Source organism: Pseudoalteromonas sp. Scap25 (assembly GCF_013394125.1).
In the GTDB taxonomy this organism is placed as follows: domain Bacteria; phylum Pseudomonadota; class Gammaproteobacteria; order Enterobacterales; family Alteromonadaceae; genus Pseudoalteromonas.
In genome coordinates this window covers 677,641-697,502 of the sequence record NZ_CP041327.1, presented here as the reverse complement: position 1 = coordinate 697,502, position 19,862 = coordinate 677,641, and the positions used below count along the sequence as shown (strand labels likewise).

Annotated in this window: 16 protein-coding genes and 1 other RNA gene; 2 read left to right on the top strand and 15 right to left on the bottom strand. The window is 39.5% G+C overall.

The features are described from left to right. Positions 1-18: 18 nt before the first annotated feature. From FLM54_RS03200 to rpsF, 7 genes are all read right to left on the bottom strand, one after another. Complete coding sequence (locus FLM54_RS03200; protein ID WP_178955127.1) at positions 19-957, bottom strand: DUF4097 family beta strand repeat-containing protein; 939 nt, start codon at positions 955-957, stop codon at positions 19-21. A gap of 9 nt (positions 958-966) precedes the next feature. Beyond that, complete coding sequence (locus FLM54_RS03195) at positions 967-1,452, bottom strand: hypothetical protein (protein WP_178955125.1); 486 nt, start codon at positions 1,450-1,452, stop codon at positions 967-969. After that, a complete protein-coding gene (locus FLM54_RS03190) occupies positions 1,439-1,990 on the bottom strand; it encodes an RNA polymerase sigma factor (protein WP_054202246.1) in 552 nt (183 codons plus the stop codon). Before FLM54_RS03190 ends, FLM54_RS03195 begins: the two co-directional genes overlap by 14 nt. Positions 1,991-2,216: 226 nt before the next feature. After that, positions 2,217-2,669 (bottom strand): 50S ribosomal protein L9, encoded by a 453-nt coding sequence (gene rplI / locus FLM54_RS03185; RefSeq protein ID WP_008110407.1) that lies wholly within the window; start codon positions 2,667-2,669, stop codon positions 2,217-2,219. Positions 2,670-2,705: 36 nt separating this feature from the next. After that, positions 2,706-2,933, bottom strand: a complete 228-nt coding sequence (gene rpsR, locus FLM54_RS03180; protein WP_002962753.1) for a 30S ribosomal protein S18 — start codon at positions 2,931-2,933, stop codon at positions 2,706-2,708. Positions 2,934-2,945: 12 nt separating this feature from the next. Then, positions 2,946-3,263, bottom strand: a complete 318-nt coding sequence (priB, locus tag FLM54_RS03175; RefSeq protein ID WP_008466122.1) for a primosomal replication protein N — start codon at positions 3,261-3,263, stop codon at positions 2,946-2,948. A 43-nt stretch (positions 3,264-3,306) separates the two neighbouring features. Continuing rightward, complete coding sequence (gene rpsF / locus FLM54_RS03170; RefSeq protein WP_008110420.1) at positions 3,307-3,648, bottom strand: 30S ribosomal protein S6; 342 nt, start codon at positions 3,646-3,648, stop codon at positions 3,307-3,309. A 431-nt stretch (positions 3,649-4,079) separates the two neighbouring features. Here rpsF and FLM54_RS03165 point away from each other — a divergent pair, with 431 nt between their 5' ends. Continuing rightward, positions 4,080-5,279, top strand: coding sequence for an alpha/beta hydrolase-fold protein (locus FLM54_RS03165; protein ID WP_178955123.1), 1,200 nt, complete (start codon positions 4,080-4,082; stop codon positions 5,277-5,279). 167 nt (positions 5,280-5,446) lie between these two features. Here FLM54_RS03165 and FLM54_RS03160 read toward each other — a convergent pair whose 3' ends face one another. The 4 genes from FLM54_RS03160 to FLM54_RS03145 are packed head-to-tail and all read right to left on the bottom strand — an operon-like array spanning position 5,447 to position 9,731. Continuing rightward, entirely contained in the window at positions 5,447-6,610 is a 1,164-nt protein-coding gene (locus FLM54_RS03160) for an FAD-dependent monooxygenase (protein ID WP_178955121.1), read from the bottom strand. Next, positions 6,607-7,794 carry a 2-octaprenyl-6-methoxyphenyl hydroxylase gene (gene ubiH / locus FLM54_RS03155; protein WP_178955119.1) on the bottom strand — a complete coding sequence of 396 codons (1,188 nt, stop codon included), beginning with the start codon at positions 7,792-7,794 and terminating at the stop codon, positions 6,607-6,609. Before ubiH ends, FLM54_RS03160 begins: the two co-directional genes overlap by 4 nt. Positions 7,795-7,808: 14 nt before the next feature. Beyond that, the gene (gene pepP / locus FLM54_RS03150; protein WP_178955117.1) at positions 7,809-9,131 is read right to left on the bottom strand and encodes a Xaa-Pro aminopeptidase; all 1,323 of its coding nucleotides are present in this window, start codon (positions 9,129-9,131) and stop codon (positions 7,809-7,811) included. A gap of 36 nt (positions 9,132-9,167) precedes the next feature. Next, positions 9,168-9,731: a UPF0149 family protein gene (locus tag FLM54_RS03145; RefSeq protein ID WP_008110427.1), complete on the bottom strand. Its 564-nt coding sequence runs from the start codon at positions 9,729-9,731 to the stop codon at positions 9,168-9,170. A gap of 539 nt (positions 9,732-10,270) precedes the next feature. Here FLM54_RS03145 and ssrS point away from each other — a divergent pair. Next, positions 10,271-10,454, top strand: a non-coding RNA gene (gene ssrS, locus FLM54_RS03140) — 6S RNA. Positions 10,455-10,609: 155 nt separating this feature from the next. On the opposite strand, the gene FLM54_RS03135 is transcribed toward ssrS, so the two are convergent. From FLM54_RS03135 to FLM54_RS03120, 4 genes are all read right to left on the bottom strand, one after another. After that, on the bottom strand, positions 10,610-13,693 hold the full coding sequence (locus tag FLM54_RS03135) for an efflux RND transporter permease subunit (protein WP_178955115.1): 3,084 nt from the start codon (positions 13,691-13,693) through the stop codon (positions 10,610-10,612). After that, complete coding sequence (locus FLM54_RS03130) at positions 13,690-14,985, bottom strand: efflux RND transporter periplasmic adaptor subunit (RefSeq protein ID WP_178955113.1); 1,296 nt, start codon at positions 14,983-14,985, stop codon at positions 13,690-13,692. The genes FLM54_RS03135 and FLM54_RS03130 overlap by 4 nt, the downstream gene beginning before the upstream one ends. Beyond that, a complete protein-coding gene (locus tag FLM54_RS03125) occupies positions 14,975-16,390 on the bottom strand; it encodes a TolC family protein (RefSeq protein ID WP_178955111.1) in 1,416 nt (471 codons plus the stop codon). Before FLM54_RS03125 ends, FLM54_RS03130 begins: the two co-directional genes overlap by 11 nt. Before the next feature lie 706 nt (positions 16,391-17,096). Further along, entirely contained in the window at positions 17,097-19,853 is a 2,757-nt protein-coding gene (locus FLM54_RS03120) for an AAA domain-containing protein (RefSeq protein WP_178955109.1), read from the bottom strand. Positions 19,854-19,862 lie beyond the last annotated feature (9 nt).

Sequence of the window (19,862 nt, the reverse complement as noted above, 5' to 3'; positions counted from 1 at the left end):
TTGAAATAAAATAGCTAATTATTGACGTTTAAGTTCGATATCACCGCTAATAGTATTCATCTCTACGCTAGCATCAGTGCCATTAGTATTAAACTTAATTCCACTTGCTGGGCCATATTTGGCTTTTTGTACTTGATCGTTAGTTAACTGGTTGTCAATTTTACCGCCAGCGTGTGCTTCCACCTCAAATTGTGCTGATAAATCAGCAGGGAAATAAAACGCAGCGTTACCACTAACAGATTCAAAACTCACATCAGCATCACTCAGAAGGCGGTTAATTTGTACCTTAACTTCGCCATTAACGGTGCTTATTTGTAACTCTTTAATTGCATCGAAATTAAAGTTAATATCGCCATTTACGTTTTCTAAGCGAATATCATTGGCCGTCGAGTTTGATGTAATATCGCCATTAACCGCACTAAAACGAACTTCACCGCTAGATTGCTGATCATCAATCGAACCATTAACAGTTTCAAACTGAACTTTACCATTAAGTGCTTTTGCCTTGATGTCACCATTTACAGTGGTCAGCTTAATATCGCCATTAAGATCGTTTACTGTAATAGCCCCATTAACTACATCAATTTCAGTACCTTTTTGTAACTCTTTGGCCGTTATAGATGCATTAACACCCACAAATTCTAGCGCACTACTCTTTGGCATAAAAATAGTGAGCGTTGAGCCATTGTTGTTATTATCCCAATTAGAAAGTTCAGGCATTTTCACAATAAACTGGGTTTTATTACCCTGTGTTTTAAGTGTGTAGCCTTGTGCCTTATCATCAAGTTCACCGGTTACTTTAAATTGATTTTTATCCCAACCTGTCACTTTAATATCACCACGCTGGTTTTCAATGTGGATCACCCCAGCATTGGGTACCTCAATTTGCTGATCTATTTTTTCACCAGCAAATACGGCCATGGGTAATAAAGCGATCCCTAATATTATTGCTTTCATTTATTTCTCCTAGATGTGTTGCCAACGCGGTGCATGCACCTTGTTAATTAAGTCGAGTTGTTGTTGATAAACTTGCGCTAACATAGACAATAGCGCCTTGTTTTTCGGTTCATTTTCAAGAGTTTGCTTTATTGCTTGCTCTGCATCTTCAAGTTCTTGTAACTGTACTTGCCAATTGTCGGTCAATGCTGCTTGGCTTTGATATTGCACTAGTAAACTTTGTTTTTGTTTAGTAAAAAACTCACTCATTGCCACTGCAGTATTTGCCTCTGGTACTTTAAATAACAATACTGTGCTGACCAAAACCGCGGTAAAACATGCAGCAATGGCGGTGAGCTTTGGCCAATATTGATTAGTATTAATAGTGGGCTGATCATTAGCTATTATTGCGCGCTCAATCCCATTCCACAGTTCTTTTTTTGGTGGAATATTTTTATCTAACTGGGTTAAAGACTCATTTAAGTAGTCATCAAAATTTGTTTTACTCATTTTCATACCACTGCTTTAATAATTGCCTTGCACGATGATATTGCGCCTTACTAGAGCCTACCGCCATACCTAACAGGGTTGCAATTTCCTCATGCCTGTAACCTTCTACTGCATAAAGCACAAATACCATTCTTGCGCGCTCAGGCAGTCTAACAATTAATTTATCTAGCCCATTTAATCCGTTACAGTCATGTGCAGCTTGTTCATCCATTCCGCTTTGCTCAAAGCTAATTACTTTATTAAGCCAATGTTTTTGTCTGCGCACATAACTAATAGCAATATTACTGGCGACACTATAAAGCCAAGTGGAAAACTGCGAACGTCCATCAAATTGCGCTATTTTGTTCCATACTTGCACAAACACTTCTTGGGTAGCATCTTGTGCATACTCCTCATCGGCTATAAGCCTCAGGCATAAGCCATAAACTTTTGCTTTATGCATGTCATAGAGCGCTTTATAAGCTAACTGGTCGCCGTTTTTAACTTGATCAATAAGCATTTGCTGCACTTGATCAGTTATTGGCTGATTAGCGTCCATTAACATCGCAAATTTTTCCTGTTTATAATTATGTAATTGCAATTTAACTTATAAGACGCGCAGAAGAATAGAAAGGTTTAAATGAAATAGAAAATATTTGTAGAAAATGAAGCTTTATTTTAGAAACGTGCTTAATTTTACCCACAACAAACAATTTATTGCTTTGGGTTATAAATTTTAGACACAAAAAAACCGTGCAAAGCACGGTTTTTTTTAAACTTAATTCTAAAAATTAAGCTTCAGCAATAACGATTACTTTAATTGTAGCTGTTACGTCTGAGTGTACTGCGATTGCAACGTCAAATTCGCCAGTCTCACGGATAGTACCTAGAGGTAAACGAACTTCTGATTTAGCAACTTCAACACCAACAGCTGAGATAGCGTCAGCGATGTCACGAGTACCGATTGAACCGAATAATTTACCTTCGTCACCAGCTTTAGATACTAATGTAACTTCAGCTAATGCTTCAAGTTTGTCAGCGCGTGCTTGTGCTGCAGTTAACTGTTCAGCGATTTTTGCTTCTAGTTCTGCGCGACGTGCGTCAAACGTTTCAATGTTTGCTTTAGTTGCAGGAACTGCCTTACCTTGTGGGAAAAGGAAGTTACGTGCGAAGCCAGATTTAACTACAACCTGGTCACCTAGGCCACCTAGGTTAGCGATCTTATCTAGTAGAATAACTTGCATGTTTCTACACCTTTTAAAAACGTGTTAATCCGCTGCTTACTTATGTAAGTCAGTGTATGGAAGAAGGGCTAAGTAGCGAGCACGCTTAATAGCAGTTGCTAGCTGGCGCTGGTATTTAGCGCTAGTACCTGTGATACGGCTAGGTACGATTTTGCCACTTTCTGTAACATAGTTTCTAAGAGTAGCTAGATCTTTGTAATCGATTTGTTGTACGCCTTCCGCTTTAAAGCGGCAGAACTTACGACGTCTGAAATAACGTGCCATGAGATTAATTCCTCAAATAATTCTTTCTATATGCTGAGCATGCAAAACCAATTGGCTAAGGCCGTTACGACCTTCGTGGCGATTTAAAAAACCACTCACTTGCAATGCCTGCCCAACGTGCAAATGTTGAGTCTGTTGTTGCATTTGCTTACCACTGGCAACCACCTGAAGCCTAACGTAACTATTACGGTTAAGATCTGCTTCAACTTGCATTGATTTATGTTCTACAACAAAAATACAATGCGGTATGCCCGCGGGGCTTTGGCTAAACTTGGGTGTTTTACAAACTACCCCCGATATAACCAGCTGATTCGTATATGGGCTAACCATTATAGTAACTGCTGACTACGTGCCATGCTAGGACTCAAAACAATTAAGCAGCTGGTGCTTCTTTCTTCTCTTCTCTTACAAGAGGAGACGCTTCAGTTACAGCGTTTTTAGTACGCATAACTAAGTTACGAAGCACTGCATCGTTGTAGCGGAAAGTAGTTTCTAGCTCGCTGATTACTTCAGTTGGTGCTTCAACGTTCATAAGAACATAATGAGCTTTATGAAGCTTGTTGATTGGGTAAGCCAGTTGACGACGGCCCCAGTCTTCAAGACGGTGGATAGTACCACCCGCTTCAGTGATAGAACCAGTATAACGTTCGATCATACCAGATACTTGCTCACTCTGATCAGGGTGAACCATGAATACGATTTCGTAATGACGCATGGATATTCCTTACGGTTAATAGAGCCTTCTACCGTTTCGGCCGGTCGGTTTAAGGCAAGGAATTAATAGTTTAAAAGCCGAAATGAGCGCGCATTTTACGCTTAGTAGGATAATTAAGCAAGCAGGTTTTTTAAGCTTTGATAGATAAGTGTTAAAGGTTTCGGGTTTCGGGTTTCGGGTTTCGGGTTTCGGGTTTCGGGTTTCGGGTTTCGGGTTTCGGGTTTCGGGTTTCGGGAAGACATTATTGGATGCTCCCTTTATATCAACAAATAAAATAAAAATAAGTGTTTAATATTTACGAGGTAGACGCCGAGCTTGAAAAGCATAGCTTTAAATTATTTAAGCTCTACATTTACTTCTAAAATATAAACATTTACTCAAACCTAAAGCCGTGCAATTATCAAGCAACACATTATTAAATAAGGATATTTATGAAGCTTTTATTATCGCTTGTATTAATACTTACTTTTAGTACCTCTTTTTTAAGCTATGCAAACACCGCTACAACCGACATAACCGTGGGTAAAAAAGTCATTCTTCAATCAAAAATACTTAATGAAGACAGACCTCTCAGAATCTTCATACCTGAAACCGTAAAAGACGATCAGCCGCTTTACGTTATTTATTTACTTGATGGTGTTGAACACTTTCATACGGCGTCTGGCGTAATCAAATCCCTTGTTGATTACGATCAGATACCTAATGCCATGCTTGTTGCTATTGATACAACTAACCGTGTTCGTGATTACTTACCCAAAGTACAAGGGGAGCCTAAAACGGAGTTTCAAACCTTTGTTAAAAACAAATGGCCTGACGCAGGGCAAACCGATAATTTTTTAAAGTTTGTGTCTGGCGAACTCATGCCCTTCATAAATAGCAACTACCCAACTAATGGTTACAACACCTTAATTGGTCATTCTAATGCTGGTACATTAGCGCTTTATACTTTAGTTAATCAGCCGGAATTATTTAACAACTATATAGCCATAAGCCCAAATAGTTGGTGGAGTGATGAAGAGTTAAAAAGTAATATCACTAAATACACTAAAAACCCTAAAGGCGCTCAAGCGCTATTTATTAGTGTAGCAAGTGAAGGCGCACGTTTTTATACAGGTGCATTAAATACTTTAGTAAATTTAGAGCAACAAATGCCCACGCAGCTGAAATGGGAATATAAGCATTACCCCTCTTTTACTCATATGGGCACCATACTTCCAGCACTTAGCGATAGCTTAATTCACTTATTTAGCGACCTAATATTTAAAGTGACTGACGAGCACGGAAAATTTGCGGATGTATCGCTTATTACCGGTTATTACCAAGCACTTAGTGATAAGTACGGATTTGAGCTTAAAATTCCACAAGATGTGTACGTAGAATTTGCCCACCGCCAGCAAAAGTTTGGCAACACTAAAAAAGCGATAACGACGCTTAAACACTTTACTCGCGATTACCCAAATGCAGCTTACTCCCACATGCGATTATCGCAAGGCTACACTGCTGACAAACAGTTTAAAGAAGCCGTTACCAGCATGACACACGCACTAGAACTTGCTAAACAGAACTCGCGTGACCCATTGTTAATCGATGCACTGCAAGATATGGTGAATGAAGCACAAGAAAATTTGTAGCTCATTAACTTAAAGCATTACGAGCTTCGCTTGTCGCGTCAGCAAGCTGTACGCCTACACAAAAGATAGCATTAGCCTATAAACAAAAAAACCGATGTTTAAACTAAAACATCGGCTTTTCTTTGGCTTAAAGCTGATAGCTAAAAACTGACCGCTTGTCTTTATTACTAGCCTATCGCTTCTTTAGCGAATAGATGTTTGATTGGGCCTAAGTTATCAACGAGTGAAAGCCCTAAACCACGAATCAGCTTTTTAACTGGGTTTGCACCTTCAAATAGCTCTTTTAGCCCTTGCATCATGGCGATGTGCTTTTGTGCGTCGAGCTTGCGGGTACGTTCGTAATCACGCAGTGTGCGCGTACTTGCAAACTCCTCGCTATCCCTTGTTAATAACTCAATTAAATAAGCGGCATCTTTTAGGCCCAGGTTCATACCGAGCCCTGCTAATGGATGAATGGTATGCGCTGCATCGCCCATTAACACCACCTTGCCATTAACCCATTGTTGGGCGTAACGCATTTTAAGTGGGAATGCGACGCGCTTACTTTGCACTTCACATAAACCACATTGGCCATCTATGGCAGCCATAACTGCTTTATTAAAGGCGGTGTCGTCCATTGCTAACAATTCATCGCAATGATTGGGGCTGGTTGACCACACAATTGAATGAGTATGCTCATCGCTTAGTGGTAAAAACGCTAGTGGCCCGGTTGGTAAAAACACTTGGCGTGCGGTATTTACATGTGACTCTTTGGTTTTAACTGTCGCTACTAACGCATGGTGATCGTAATCTTTAAAGCTCAGCGCCATATTAAACTGTTTACGAATCGCTGAATTTGCGCCATCAGCCGCCACCAGCAACTTAGCAATAATAGGTTCGCCAGTTTTTAAATTAATAAATACATCAGACTCACTTTGATGTATTTGCTGATACTCGGTATCAAACATCAGTGTGGCATTACTTTGTTGCTCAAGCTCTTTTATTAGCGCAAAGCGAATAATATCGTTTTCAACTATGTGCCCTAAATGCTCAAGCTCAAGTTGCTCGTTATTAAAGGCTATTTTTCCAAAGCTGTCGGCATCACGAACATCCATGTGCGTATAAGCACAAGCACGCTCAGCTATTATGTGTGGCCATACATTTAATTGCTCCAGTAAGGTCTGGCTGGCAATACTTAGTGCACTAACTCGTAAGCCATAATCATCACTCGGTGGAGCTTGAGTTGGCGCAGCATCTAACACAGCCACGCTAATATTCGCTTTAGCAAGCCCGAGCGCCAGCGTTAACCCAACGCAGCCACCACCCACTATACAAACCTGTACTTGTTTCATAAACGTGTACCTTGTTTAACTTGACCCATTAATTGTTTTGCTAATGGGGCTTTTAATGCAGGGAATAAATCCATTGAAAATAGCCCAATACTTCGACCAAGCGCTAACATCCGTGATGAATTTGAAAAAAGTCTGACCAGAGCATCGGTCAATGTCATTACGGTGTTTATATCATCACGGCGCTTGATTGAATATTGACGAGTAAAAGCATAGCTACCTAAATCATGTTCACTGTTTGCCATTAAGTTACTCAGCACTTGTACGTCGCGCAGCCCTAAATTAAAGCCTTGTCCTGCAATAGGATGAATTGCGTGTGCCGCGTTGCCTATCACCACTGTGCGGTGCGTCGTTAACGATTCTATTTGCCCATAAACTAGAGGGTAGCTAGCGCGCATACCGACTTTTATAAACTGTCCTGCACGATAACCAAAGGCAGTTTGCAGCGCACTTATAAAGTCTGGTTCACTTAGCGACATATACTGCTCAATATGTTCTTGGCGCATACACCATACTAACGAATAGCGGTTATTACTCATGGGTAATAAAGCCATAGGTCCATTTTGGGTAAACCGCTCAAACGCCTGATGATGGTGCCCACCAGCGACTTCTATATTGGCAATAATCGCACCTTGTTCATAAGGCTGGGTATTGAAGCCGAGCCCCAATAAATTACGAGTTGGCGACTGTGCACCGTCGGCAATCACCAACAGCTTAGCACTCAGTTTTTCACCACTTTGTAGTGTAAGTTCATTACTATCGGCATTTTGTTTTATCGCTGTTACGCTATCTGGGCAAAAAAGCGATATGTTTGATTGCATTAAACGCTGATGCAGCGCTCTGCCAAATGGGTTTACCTCTACCACATAACCTAATGAGGGTTTTGCAAACTCATCACACTGTATATGGGTTTTACCAAAGTGCCCTTTGTCTGACACACTCACTTTTTTTATGGCCGCAGCATAGGGAGCGTTCATTTCAAATAAATTGAGGCTTTGTAAATACTCTACCGACTGCTGGGCAAGTGCGATACTTCTGTCATCAAAGCTTGGATGATAATCAGTGGTTACTTGATTTGCTTCAATTACAGCAATATTTAAGCTGGGATTTTTTTTACTTATACTTAGAGCACAACTTGCGCCGACTAAACCACCACCAATTACTACAATATCAAACTGCTTAGCCACTTTTATCTCCAAGCTTATGCGTTTTTAGCGCTTTGCATTAACGCTTCTATTTCACTAATTGTTTTAGGCACGCTAATGGTTAAGTTGTCGTGACCTGAATCAGTTACTAATAAGTTATCTTCAATACGAATACCTATACCTTGGTATTTTTGAGGCGCATTTGAGTCTTTACTAATATACAGCCCAGGCTCAATGGTTAGCACCATACCCGGCTCTAAGACACGCTCTTGGTTATTAACCTTGTAATCGCCCACATCATGAACATCAAGCCCTAACCAGTGACCAAGACCATGCATGTAGTATTCTTTACAGGCACCTTGTGCCATTAACTCATCAAAATCGCCGGTTAAAATACCTAAATCAAGTAACCCTTGGGTTAGTACTTGCATAGCGAGTTTATTTGCCTGAGATAAAAGGCCACCGGGTTTTATTTCGCTAAATGCGATTTCTTGCGCTTTAAGTACAATATTATAAAGCGCAGCTTGCTCAGTGCTAAATTTACCGTTAACGGGGAAGGTACGTGTTATATCGGCGGCGTAGCCTTGTAGCTCACAGCCTGAATCAATCAGTACTAAGTCGCCATTGTTTAATACGTCGCTATTTTGGGTGTAGTGCAAAATATTGGCGTTATCGCCACTGCCGACAATAGTGCCATAAGCAGGATGTGGCGCACCGTTCATTGCATAGTGATGATGAAGCTCTGCCTCTAGTTGAAACTCGGTTGCGCCAACGTGGGAAAAACGCATGGCTCGCATGTGTGCTCGAGCGCTTATTTCACAGCCCTCACGCATAATGTTAATTTCGCCTGGCGATTTAAATAAGCGCATTTCATGCAATAAAGGGCGAATATCTTTAATTGTACTCGGTGCTGTATCCCCTTTTTTAGGGGCACTGCGCAAAGTGTTAAGCATTGAAAATACTTTGCCATCAAAGGCAGGATACGTCCCTTGTGCATAAAATAAAATCTGTTGGCCGTTCACCAAATTCAATAATTGTTCATTTAGCTCACTAAGTGCATAAGTTTTGTCGAATAAGTATTCGCTTTGTGCTTTTTCAAAACCAATGCGTCTGCCGTGCCATACTTCTGCAAATTTGTCTTTATCTAAACAAAATAATAGTGAGGGTGTATCACTGTTTTTGCAAAGCACCAACACGGCATCGGGTTCGTTAAAACCAGTTAAGTAAAAAAAGTCACTGTCTTGTCGAAACGGATAATGAGTATCACGGCTACGCGTGAGCTCCGTTGCAGCGGGAATTATAGCAATACTGTTATTATCCATTGCCGCCAATAAACGCTCGCGGCGCGCTTTAAACTCTGACTTTTGTATTTCAACCATTAATAACTAACCCATTACTTTTATTGTGTTGCTCAATTAATGCAGTGTTTTTTTGTTGCTTTGTGGATTTTGCTCTTTGCCTAGCTCAGCAAAACACAATAGCGCCGATACACGGACGTACTCAATCACTTCATGGAGTGCTTGGCTATCTTCTTCGGTTTCTTCAAAGGTTGTATCTAGGCGTGTAATCTCGCTAAAGTCGCTGATCACTTCTTTTACATCTGCCGACAGCTTGCCATAATCTTTTTGCTTTAAGCCAAAACCCAACATAAACCCAGCTACCCATGATACGAGCCCGTTAGCCTGATCGATGAGTGTTTCGTCATCACTCGGTAAAAACAAGTCAAATTGAAACTCTTCGTTATTAAAACTTTCAACCACTTGTTGATAAATTTGGCCAAAAAACTGTTTTAAATCGTTGCTAAACGACTCGCCATCATTAAATACATCGCTCAGTAAGCCTAAGTATTCTTTATCGTCAATGCTTAGCCCACAAGCAAGTAAGCCGCTAATAACGCCATGCGCTTCTGCGGGTGATACAAATATTTCATTTTTCTCTAAAAGAAGTTGGGCTTTTTCGTAATCTGGTAAGTTATTCATAATGACGTCTTCGCTTTGCTAATTAAAGCAATGCTACCACTCGATAAAAAGCAACTCCAATGAATTCTATGACTGAGGTCAAAAGCAAGCGATTGAAAAGCAAATTGAGTTCAAAAAGCAATCTTAAAAGTAAATACAAGATTAGGGTCTGTTGACCCTTCAAGGTTAAATTTGCAGCAGTCTGTTTGGTATTTAGGCAAGGCAGAGCCTATGTGGTGTGGTTATTCCCCATAAATAGGCGATAACGCAGCATCAATGCCAAACAGGCGCTGCCCGAAGAGTTCTGCCTAGGGGCGATTTACTCTTTGTTGCCTACATGGATGTAGGTAAGGGGCGTGAGCAGGACGCGGAAGCTTTGCTCGGTTTTTACTTAGCCCACTAGGTTACAAACCTCGCGCCGCGATTAAACCACCCCTAGTTTGAACAAATTTTAATCCGCAAAGATCAACAGACCCTAAATTTGGAGGAAAACTGAGCGAACAGTTTAATTTTTTACGATTGGGGTTTAAGGATTGGAATATGTCTTATATACTAATATTTGTTCCCTGGGGTGCAGGAGCTTGGTTAAGTCCCTGAGCCGATAAATTTTATACCAGGATTTTTGTTCGTTTACTATTGTGCAAGCTCGGCATGTACCGAGAAGCCTACGGTAAACCGCAGATTTCCGCCCTGAAACCTCAAGGTTTCAGGACTGACACCGGGCACCGCATTCTCGGGGAACACCTTCCTTTATAGCTTAGGTTCTAGGTTCTCAAGCATTTCTTTTTAACTAAATATTCCCTATCTTTCGTCTTTAAATATATCGAACTGCGTTTCCACAGCCCGATATTTAATTTTTATCTCTAACACCTATCCCTTTGTCTTTTTAATGCCTAACACTACTTAAACCAACCTTGAAAGCGCTCCATCAGCATATAGTTAACGGGAACAAGTAATAAGGTTATAAAAGTCGCAAATATAATCCCAAACCCTAAGCTTACTGCCATAGGTATTAAAAACTGCGCCTGAGTCGCCTTTTCAAACAGCAGCGGCATTAAGCCAATAAAAGTGGTTAAACTAGTAAGCATAACCGGGCGAAAGCGCGATGCGCCAGCAAGTTTAACTGCCTCTATTAAATCGCCACCTTCGCTGCGTTTTTTATTAATGAAATCGACTAATACGAGCGAATCGTTTACTACCACACCTATTAACGCAAGCATACCTAGTAAGCTCATAATGGTTAAGTCCATACCCATTATCCAGTGCCCTACTACAGCGCCAATCATGCCAAATGGAATAACGCTCATAACAATAATTGGTTGCATGTATGACTTAAACGGAATGGCCAATAACGCATAAATTATAAAAAACACAAACACTAACGCCCAAGCCAATGAGCCAAACGACTCTCTTTGCTCTTTGGCTTCACCTTCAAGTTTGTACTCAACACCTGGGTATTGCTGCATTAACTCATCTAAGTATTGTGCTAGATCGGCTTGAAGCACCGTCATGTTGGTGTTATTTTTTTCAATATCAGCCGTCACGTTTAGTGTGCGATAACGATCAATACGGTTTATGGTTGATGGGCTTTGCCCTGCCGTAAGCGTTGCCACATGCGACAATGGTACAGAACCGCCATCGGGAGTATTTATTAGTATGTTTTGTAAATCAGCTACAGAGCGGCGCTCATCAATAGGTAAACGTACCATTACACGCACGTCGTCTCGTCCGCGTTGAATACGCTGAACCTGCGAGCCAAAAAACGAATTTCGCACTTGCCCTGCTACATTTACACGATTTAAACCAAGCGCCAAACCTTGTTGCGTAAGCTCTATACGCAACTCTTCTTTACCGTCAGACATACTGTCGGCAATATCAAACACCGTTGGGTACGTTGCTAAACGATTTTTAATATTATCAGCTACATCTTGCAATATTGTTAGTGAAGTACCACTTAGTTGAACGTCTATTGGGTCTGAACTTCGGCCAATTTCAGCTCTAAATGTTAGGCTTTCAGCGCCAGGAATAACACCAATTAAATCGCGCCATTCACTAGCAAGCTCTCGCGAACCTATATCTGACTCACGCTGCTCAGCAGGTGTAATCTCAAAGCGTACCGCTCCGGAGTTAGACGCGCCACCGCGTCCGCCAGTAGTGGCTAATATATTTAAAATAACGCTTTCGCCTGTATTAGGATCGCGATATTTGTCTTGTAATTGCTGCGCTTTTTCGGACATATCAATCACGTATTTATTGGTTACTTCAAACGGTGTACCTGTTGGCAGTGTTAGATTGACTCGTACAGTTTCGCTAGGAATTCGTGGGAAAAAGATAAACTTAGTCCAACCACTGGTGATCATGGTTAAAATAATAAAAAATACCCCCACAAATAAACTAACCGTTGCTAATTTATGGCGTAAAGCCGTGTTTAATATAGGTTGGTAATATTTTAAAATTGCACTTTCAAAGCCATCTGCAAAGCGTTGTTGAATCGCTTCAAGCTTAGATGGTTCACCTTTTTGGTGGCGTAGTTTTATGTATTTTAAATGTGCTGGTAACACAAATTTAGATTCAATTAGCGAAAACAATAAAACTGGAATAACCACTACCGGAATTTGTGCAAATAAGGCGCCGCGCGCCCCTTCAATAAATGCTAAAGGTAAAAAGGCAGCAACGGTAGTCAGTACACCAAAGGTAACCGGAGTCGCAACTTCTTGAGTACCCAATATAGCAGCCTGCTCACCGGATTTTGCCGTTTTTAAATGGGTATACACGTTCTCGCCGGTTACTATGGCGTCATCTACTACAATACCAAGTACTAAAATAAAGCCGAATAAGCTCATTATATTTAGCGTTACACCAAAAATTGGCATCGCGATAAACGCGCCCATAAACGATACAGGAATACCAATAAACACCCAAAATGCAATTGCTGGGCGCAAAAATAGCGTGAGCAGTGCCAGTACTAAAATACCACCTTGTAAAGCATTACTGGTTAAGGTGGCGATACGGCTTTTAACTAGCTCTGAATCGTCGTCCCAATAACTTAGTTTAAAACCTTGTGGTAGCGTGGCTTGCTGTTCTTCAATGTAGTTTTTAACATCGTCTGCCACGGTTATCGCGCTTTGCGGGCCAATTCGGTAAACGTCTATAAACGCCGCTTGCTTACCATTAAAACGGGTGCGTACTGGCGTTTCTTCAAAATCGTCTTTAATTGTAGCAATATCACCTAAGCGGATAATCGTTCCGTCGGCTTGGTTTTTTACTACTATGCTGGCAAATTCGTCTTTACGGTAAGCCTGCCCTTTTGAGCTGATCAGTACGTCGCCACCTTCTGTTTTTAAGTTACCGGCAGAAATATCAGAACTCGAATTAGCAATCGCACTCGATATTTGCGCAAGGCTCAGGTTATATTGGCGAAGTGTGTCTTGGCTAACTTCAATGGCTAACTCATAATCTCGTACACCACTTAGCTCTACCTGGGTTACATTAGGCAAACGCAGTATTTGATCTCGCACTGTTTCTGCGTATTCACGCGTTTCTTTTTCGCCGTAATCACTTGATACAGTAACAGCTATTACTTCTCTTTTGCGCTCAGCCAGCGCAACAATTGGTTTTTCGGCATCGCCAGGAAACGTATTAATCGCATCCACTCGGCTTTTAATATCAGCCAACAGTTCACGAGGATCGTAACCACTTTCAACCTCAATGGTTACAGAGCCTGAGCCCTCTGACGAGCGGCTAAATATTTGTTTAATACCCTCTAGGTCTTGTACCGCTTCTTCTATACGAATTGTTACGCCCTGCTCTACATCTTCAGGGGTTGCACCACGCAGGCTAACACCAACGCTTATCATATCGGTTTCAAAGGACGGAAACACCTCAAGTGGTATTTTACTCGATAAACTAAATAGTCCCGACAACAACAAAGTTACTAACAATAAATTGGCAGCAACATGGTTTTTAGTAAACCAAGCAATCATACTTTATCTCCTTGCTTGGCTGCGCGACGTTTTTTTATTAACTCTTCAACACTAATACCAAGCTCTTTTGCTTTTTGCTCAAGTTGCTCTCGCGACGGGCGCATACCTTTAGATTTTTTTTCCTTTGGCTCTTCATCTAAAATACTCACTTTAGTGCCCGAACTCACTTGACCAAGTGGCGTGATAACCAACTTGTCGTTTGCTTTTAATCCTGTCTTGATCATTGCTTGGTTTGCGTTTTGCCATGCAAAAGTAACGTCTTTACGCTTTAATACATCACCTTCAACCACATAAACATAAGTACCTTGATAAATTGTGCTGTTAGGAATGATCAACGCATTTTGCACCGTTTTACCCGCTATTTGCGCCTTAATGTATTGCCCTATTTTAATTGGATACTGATTACTGGCGGTTGATTTATATGGGTCGTCTATTTTTGCTACCACGTAAAGTTGCTGCGCGTTTTGGTCAATAGCGCCCTCGGTGCGTGCCAATTGGCCTTGCCATGTTTGCTCCCCCACTAAATCAGAACTAAATTTAACTAACGAACCCGCTTGGTTTTTAGCACCATCACGGTATTGCTCTGGCAGGTTAACAAACGAAAGGTCTTTATTTTTTATTGGTAAGCGAATTTCAACACTATCAATAGCGTAAATAGTGGCAAGTTGGGTATTGTTACTCACTACTTGACCTAAATCGACACTACGACTCAGTATGCGCCCAGCATAAGGTGCGGTAACCTTTGTACGCTCTAAATCAAGCTCTGCTTTTTCAAGAGCAGCTTGAGCCGATAGCACTTGTGCTTGCGCAGCTGCTAATTGCGGCTCACGTAATACCAAGCTGCTAGCTTGGCTTGAACCACCAAGGCGCTTCCAATCAGTCAGTGCTTGTTGCCCGCGGGCCTTTTCTTCTAATAAGCTTTGCTCTGCTGTGAGCAAGTTAGCTTGTGCAGATTTAACCTCTGCCTGATGATCTCTATCATCTAGCTTTAATAACACGTCGCTTTTTTCAAAAAAGCCACCTTCTCTAAACTCATCGCTCACTTCAATTATTTGCCCAGATGCTTGAGCAACAAGTAAGCTTTGTGTTCGAGGTTTTACTGTACCGTAGCTGTCTATCATTACTTGATAAGTTTGAGGCACAAGCTCAAGTACAGATACACTAATTGCTGCTTTTGGTGCTGAACTAAAGCGTCTCGCCTCTGGCGGATTACTCTTAATAAAAAATACAATTAAAAGAGCGGTAACAACAACCGCGGCTGGAATAATAATTTTAGCTGTTTTAGTGTTCATCGTTATTGCTCTTTAAGTCGCTTGACGGTTTTTCAAAATCACCACCGAGGGCAACATGTAGGTTAATTCTATTTGCGATTAATTGGTTTTTAATTTGTATTAATGAACTTTGCGCATCGAATGAGCGACCTTGTGCATCAAGTACCGTGGTATAAGTTACTAAGCCACTTTGATATTGCTCAAACGATAACTGCTCGGCCGCAAGTGCATTTTTTTGTGCTTCGAGGGTGCTGGTGTACTGCGCTTTTAAAGACTGCTGCTGCGATATCGCATTTTCTACATCAGCAAATGCATCGTACAAGGTTTGTAAATATTGCTGTTCTTGCTTTTGCGCATTCAGGCGTGCAATTTCTTCATTGGCTTGTAAACGTCCTCCCTCAAAAATAGGTGCCGAAATACTTCCGAGTAAAGACCATGCGAGGCTTGAAGGAGAAAACAAATCACTCAGCCTATCTGTACTATCACTTAAGCTTGCAGTTAAATTTAAACTAGGAAAGCGCTGTTTATGCGCATAAGCCAATGACGCATCGGTAGCTAATAACTCATACCAACTGGCAAGTAATGCGGGCTTTCGGGTAATGAGCTCTGAAGGAATACCAACTGGAATTTCGGTATCAACAACCGGTAAGTCAGTGCTTGCTGCAATAGCTCCTTTTGGGTACTCACCTAGTAAGCGCTCAAGCACTCGCGCTGCACTTGATAAACTCGCTATTTGAGTGGCAATGCGTGAGCGTTCGTTATTAAGCTCATTGCGGGCTAAATAAACATCAAGCGCTTCGTTAATACCTTGGCGATAACCCGACTCAATTATATCGAGGTTTTGCTTAGCATTTTCTTCACGGCGCTTATATAAATCAAGCAGCTGCTGCGCAGACACAACATCAAACCAACCTTGAACAACATCTGAAACAAGTTGTTGTTTAGCTTGTTCAAAACGCGCTTTTTGCGCTAAATAAGAAAGGTTAGCTTCTCGTTTTGAATCTGACAGCTTACCCCATAAGTCAACTTCGTAATTTAAGTTTAAGCTTACCGAGCTGGCATTATTATAGCTAACAGGCCGGTTATTTTTGCTTCGGCTAGTACGCGAAGATAAATCTAAACTAGGCCAAAGAGCTGATCCGGTTACTATTAGTTGCTGTTTAGTAATAGCGACATCATAGCTGGTTTGTAATAGTTGTTGGTTGTTTTTAAGCGCTTGTTCTACGTATTTGTTAAGTAATGGCGTGTGTAGTTGAGTTAACCATTCATCATCCACTTTTAATACAGAACTTGATGCTTGTTGTTGCCACTGCTGTGGTAAATTATTTGGAGTTTGTTCGCGCTGCGATTGGTTTAAGTTACTCGCACAACCGCTCAACACTATAATGCTTATTGCTAATAAAGATGGCTTATATTGCCACATCATGTTTAAACCTGATCAATGCTATTTATGAATGTTATTCAATCACTTTAGCAAACTTTGCTCAATTGACTTTACATAACATTACATAGCTTGCGGTGAAATTGTAAGTTCACTCAATGCGCTAAGTGTTAATACAACTATCAAAAACAAATGAGCAAGCTAACTTTTAATCAGAGAATTAATTTTAACTCTTAAAAAGTTGATATAGAAAATACGGCAGAGTTTGCTATTGGCATTACACCAGCTAAAGCGGAATAAAATTATAAATATATTTTGCATATGGAACGCGGTTTAATGCTGCGCCGAACTTAGGACAGAAACAAAAAAGCCTCGCATATGCGAGGCTTTGTATACATTCTTTCGACTAACCGAGTGGAACGGTTGACCTACTGATTACAAGATACCTACGATAGATAGCGACAGTCACTACCTAAGCGCTATAACTACATGTTAAATAAAGAGGGAGGCAGAAATAACCCTAACTATTTTTAACTGGGGAATTGCAATAATACATTGATTTAATTGTGATTTTTCCTACTTTCTTTTCAGCATTCTGGTTTGAAGTATTAAAAAGTCATACATGAAAATAAGCCGGTGCATTTTTAGTGTTTTAGAATCATCAATCTGTTGATCAAAGCATCGATTATTATTCAATTTTTACCCTAGTTGAACATTTAGAATTTATTCTTATAAAAATGTATATCTCAAATTAATATTCAGCTTCATCTACAGGTAATTCAATCACACTATTTAGTGCCGATTCGATTCGATCCCCCTCACCACTTTCAGTGGTAGATAACCGTAATAATGGGAGTGATATCTTAGCTAAAATATTGTTTTTGTGGTTATCTCTAATTTTCTGTTTCTCATTAAGCTCATGAAATTCATACCCGTCTACTTCTATCGCCAAAATTGGTAGCATATCGAGCTTATTAAACAATAAAAAATCAATATGAGTATTTGGGTGGCTAGCAAAAATTTTTTCTTCTGTGTTGAGTACTGAAGAATCATTAATTAATAAGCTTAAAGTGTAATTTCTCCGATATGAAAAAGAGCTATAAAATTTTTGCTTTAAAATATCATCTAACAGAGTAGACATTAGATCTTCAGATAAATAATCAGAGGATCTTTTTACTTTTTTCATAAATGAAGTTAAAGCATATGAATATTCTTTATATAAACAGTCGAAAATTGATATAGTTTTACTTTCAAAAATGCAAGGTGACAGTGATTGATACTCTATATGTCGCAGTAAGTCACCTATGTTAGAACCTTGCTTTTTTAGTACGTTTTGAGACGTAACTAAAGTAAATCGCTTTTTAGCTCTAGAAACAGCTACATTTAGAAGATTTGGCTTATCCATATATGCGGTTAATCTGTTTGCTGTTGCACTAAATATTATGCTTTCTTTCTCTCTACCTTGAAATTTATGAACCGTATCGGCTGCTATATCTTTTACTGAAAAACGTAATGAAGCTTGATCAGCCTGCGCTCTATATGGAGAAATAAAACCTATTTCATCAACCTCTGATAATTTTAATTCATCACTTAAAATTTCATTATTGATAACATCTAACTCTCTAATATTAATAAAACCACTACCGGAAGGTGGCTTTCTCGCATGGTTACCTTTTTCCGTTTTGATGACTTTGAAAGGGTCAGTTGAAGAAGATGTCATTGTGATTAACTGACCGTCGTAATATTTTTGATTACAAAAGTCGATAATTCTAGGGTGGCAACGATAATGTTCTTTTAAAAGTGTTTTAGGTACTAAAGGAAACAGTTTATCTAGTGAAGATAATAGGCTTTCGTGAAAGTAACTATAACCATTCATTATATTATATTGTTGGTCTATAGAGCTGCTTAATGAACCGTCAGGTATGTGTGGAAGCTGTTTTAAATCACCAACGACGACAATGTTTTTGGCACATGACATCGATAGAAAGCCCGTTAATAAATCTACCTGCGATGCTTCGTCAACAATTAAATAATCAAATAGCTCGGCTTCACTTTTGTTGTTAATAATTGAATCAGTAGTGCTAAGCACTACAGGGTATCGATTAACAAACTCTTCGAATGCTTCTTGGCTTCTTTTATAAGACTTTTCGTCTAAATCACTATCTTTAATTGACTGGTATTTTTGTGCTATGAACGATTTAAAAAGGGTGTTAGATAGCTGTGTTTGTCTTTGTACAAGGCTTTCAAAATCCTCTTGAATAAGAAGCTGCTCTAAGCTATTTATTTCTTGATTTAATTCAATTGTTTTACGTTGATAATATTCGCTAATGATGCTTTTAAATATATTTTCGTTTAATAGTCTTAAATCAGCAAATTTGTAGATTTTATATCTATATAACCATTTAAATTTTGTTAACCAGCTTAATTTTTCAAATTGAGAGTGGTACTTAAAATCAGCTAAAAAACTTAAAAGGTTAGGGGTATTCCATTTAGTCATAAATGAAAAACGTTTGATGTTTAAAGGCCTAATATCAAAATGTTTATCGAAATATTGCTTTTCTATATCTAGTCGCACTAGAGTTTCTTTAAGAACTGCCAATGCATTGTTAGCTTCTAGTAACTGAGTTGTTTGACTACTTATTTGGTTTAATTGATTTCTAAGGTGATAAACAGTGTTGCTGTCCATTGACCAACCTTTAAATTCAGGTAGATCTCCTTTAACACTAAAAAATTGCTTTTGTGAATCCTTATTACCTAGCCTTGCAGCGATAAAGCTTATTTGCTCTTTCTCTAATTTCTCAAAAACATTATCAATTGCGGAATTGTTACCTGCTACCACAGCAACGTTTTTTCCTTGTATGATTATGTTGGTAATTATGTTGAGAATAGTTTGCGTTTTGCCTGTGCCGGGAGGACCCTGTATCAGGCTAATTTGACTTTCCAAGGCATTAATAACTGCTCTTTGTTGTGAAGGATTTATACCGAAAGGAAATATAGGATAGGTTGTTATTTTTTCATGCTTTGCTGGCGCTAGCGTAACAAAGTTACTAATGACACATTCAGGTTGGATGGCACTTAGTTTTTTATCGTAATATAAATTTAAATGTGATGTTTTATTTTCAAGTGATTTAGCTAAAAAGTTGTAGTAATCAATTAATTTTTTTGTATCTTCATATTCTGCAATATTAGGGACTAATTCGATGTTTTTAGTTAGTTCTATTCTTTTCTCTTTGTCATTAAATAAACATACGTAAATTCCAAAAGACAGCGCAAAATTCCACTTATGGGTACCTCGACTCTTAATACGGACGAGGTTTTTATTTAGTTCTATTGTTTTAGGTTGCTCAAAATATTGCACTTTATCTTTATTATAAGCGTACACCTTATCGCTTTTGCCAAAGTAAACCTCGTATTTATTTCTATTTTCAACAATTGAGGAAATTTCTTTTGTTTTATCCAGCCAGCTGTTCGATTGGAATACTAATATTAAAAATTTGCTTTCATCCATGATTAGTTA

Bases quoted from the DNA above. Each gene is read 5' to 3' on its own strand.
- FLM54_RS03200 (WP_178955127.1), bottom strand. From the start codon at position 957: ATGAAAGCAATAATATTAGGGATCGCTTTATTACCCATGGCCGTATTT.
- FLM54_RS03195 (WP_178955125.1), bottom strand. From the start codon at position 1,452: ATGAAAATGAGTAAAACAAATTTTGATGACTACTTAAATGAGTCTTTA.
- FLM54_RS03190 (WP_054202246.1), bottom strand. From the start codon at position 1,990: ATGTTAATGGACGCTAATCAGCCAATAACTGATCAAGTGCAGCAAATG.
- rplI (WP_008110407.1), bottom strand. From the start codon at position 2,669: ATGCAAGTTATTCTACTAGATAAGATCGCTAACCTAGGTGGCCTAGGT.
- rpsR (WP_002962753.1), bottom strand. From the start codon at position 2,933: ATGGCACGTTATTTCAGACGTCGTAAGTTCTGCCGCTTTAAAGCGGAA.
- priB (WP_008466122.1), bottom strand. From the start codon at position 3,263: ATGGTTAGCCCATATACGAATCAGCTGGTTATATCGGGGGTAGTTTGT.
- rpsF (WP_008110420.1), bottom strand. From the start codon at position 3,648: ATGCGTCATTACGAAATCGTATTCATGGTTCACCCTGATCAGAGTGAG.
- FLM54_RS03165 (WP_178955123.1), top strand. From the start codon at position 4,080: ATGAAGCTTTTATTATCGCTTGTATTAATACTTACTTTTAGTACCTCT.
- FLM54_RS03160 (WP_178955121.1), bottom strand. From the start codon at position 6,610: ATGAAACAAGTACAGGTTTGTATAGTGGGTGGTGGCTGCGTTGGGTTA.
- pepP (WP_178955117.1), bottom strand. From the start codon at position 9,131: ATGGTTGAAATACAAAAGTCAGAGTTTAAAGCGCGCCGCGAGCGTTTA.
- FLM54_RS03145 (WP_008110427.1), bottom strand. From the start codon at position 9,731: ATGAATAACTTACCAGATTACGAAAAAGCCCAACTTCTTTTAGAGAAA.
- FLM54_RS03135 (WP_178955115.1), bottom strand. From the start codon at position 13,693: ATGATTGCTTGGTTTACTAAAAACCATGTTGCTGCCAATTTATTGTTA.
- FLM54_RS03130 (WP_178955113.1), bottom strand. From the start codon at position 14,985: ATGAACACTAAAACAGCTAAAATTATTATTCCAGCCGCGGTTGTTGTT.
- FLM54_RS03125 (WP_178955111.1), bottom strand. From the start codon at position 16,390: ATGATGTGGCAATATAAGCCATCTTTATTAGCAATAAGCATTATAGTG.
- FLM54_RS03120 (WP_178955109.1), bottom strand. From the start codon at position 19,853: ATGGATGAAAGCAAATTTTTAATATTAGTATTCCAATCGAACAGCTGG.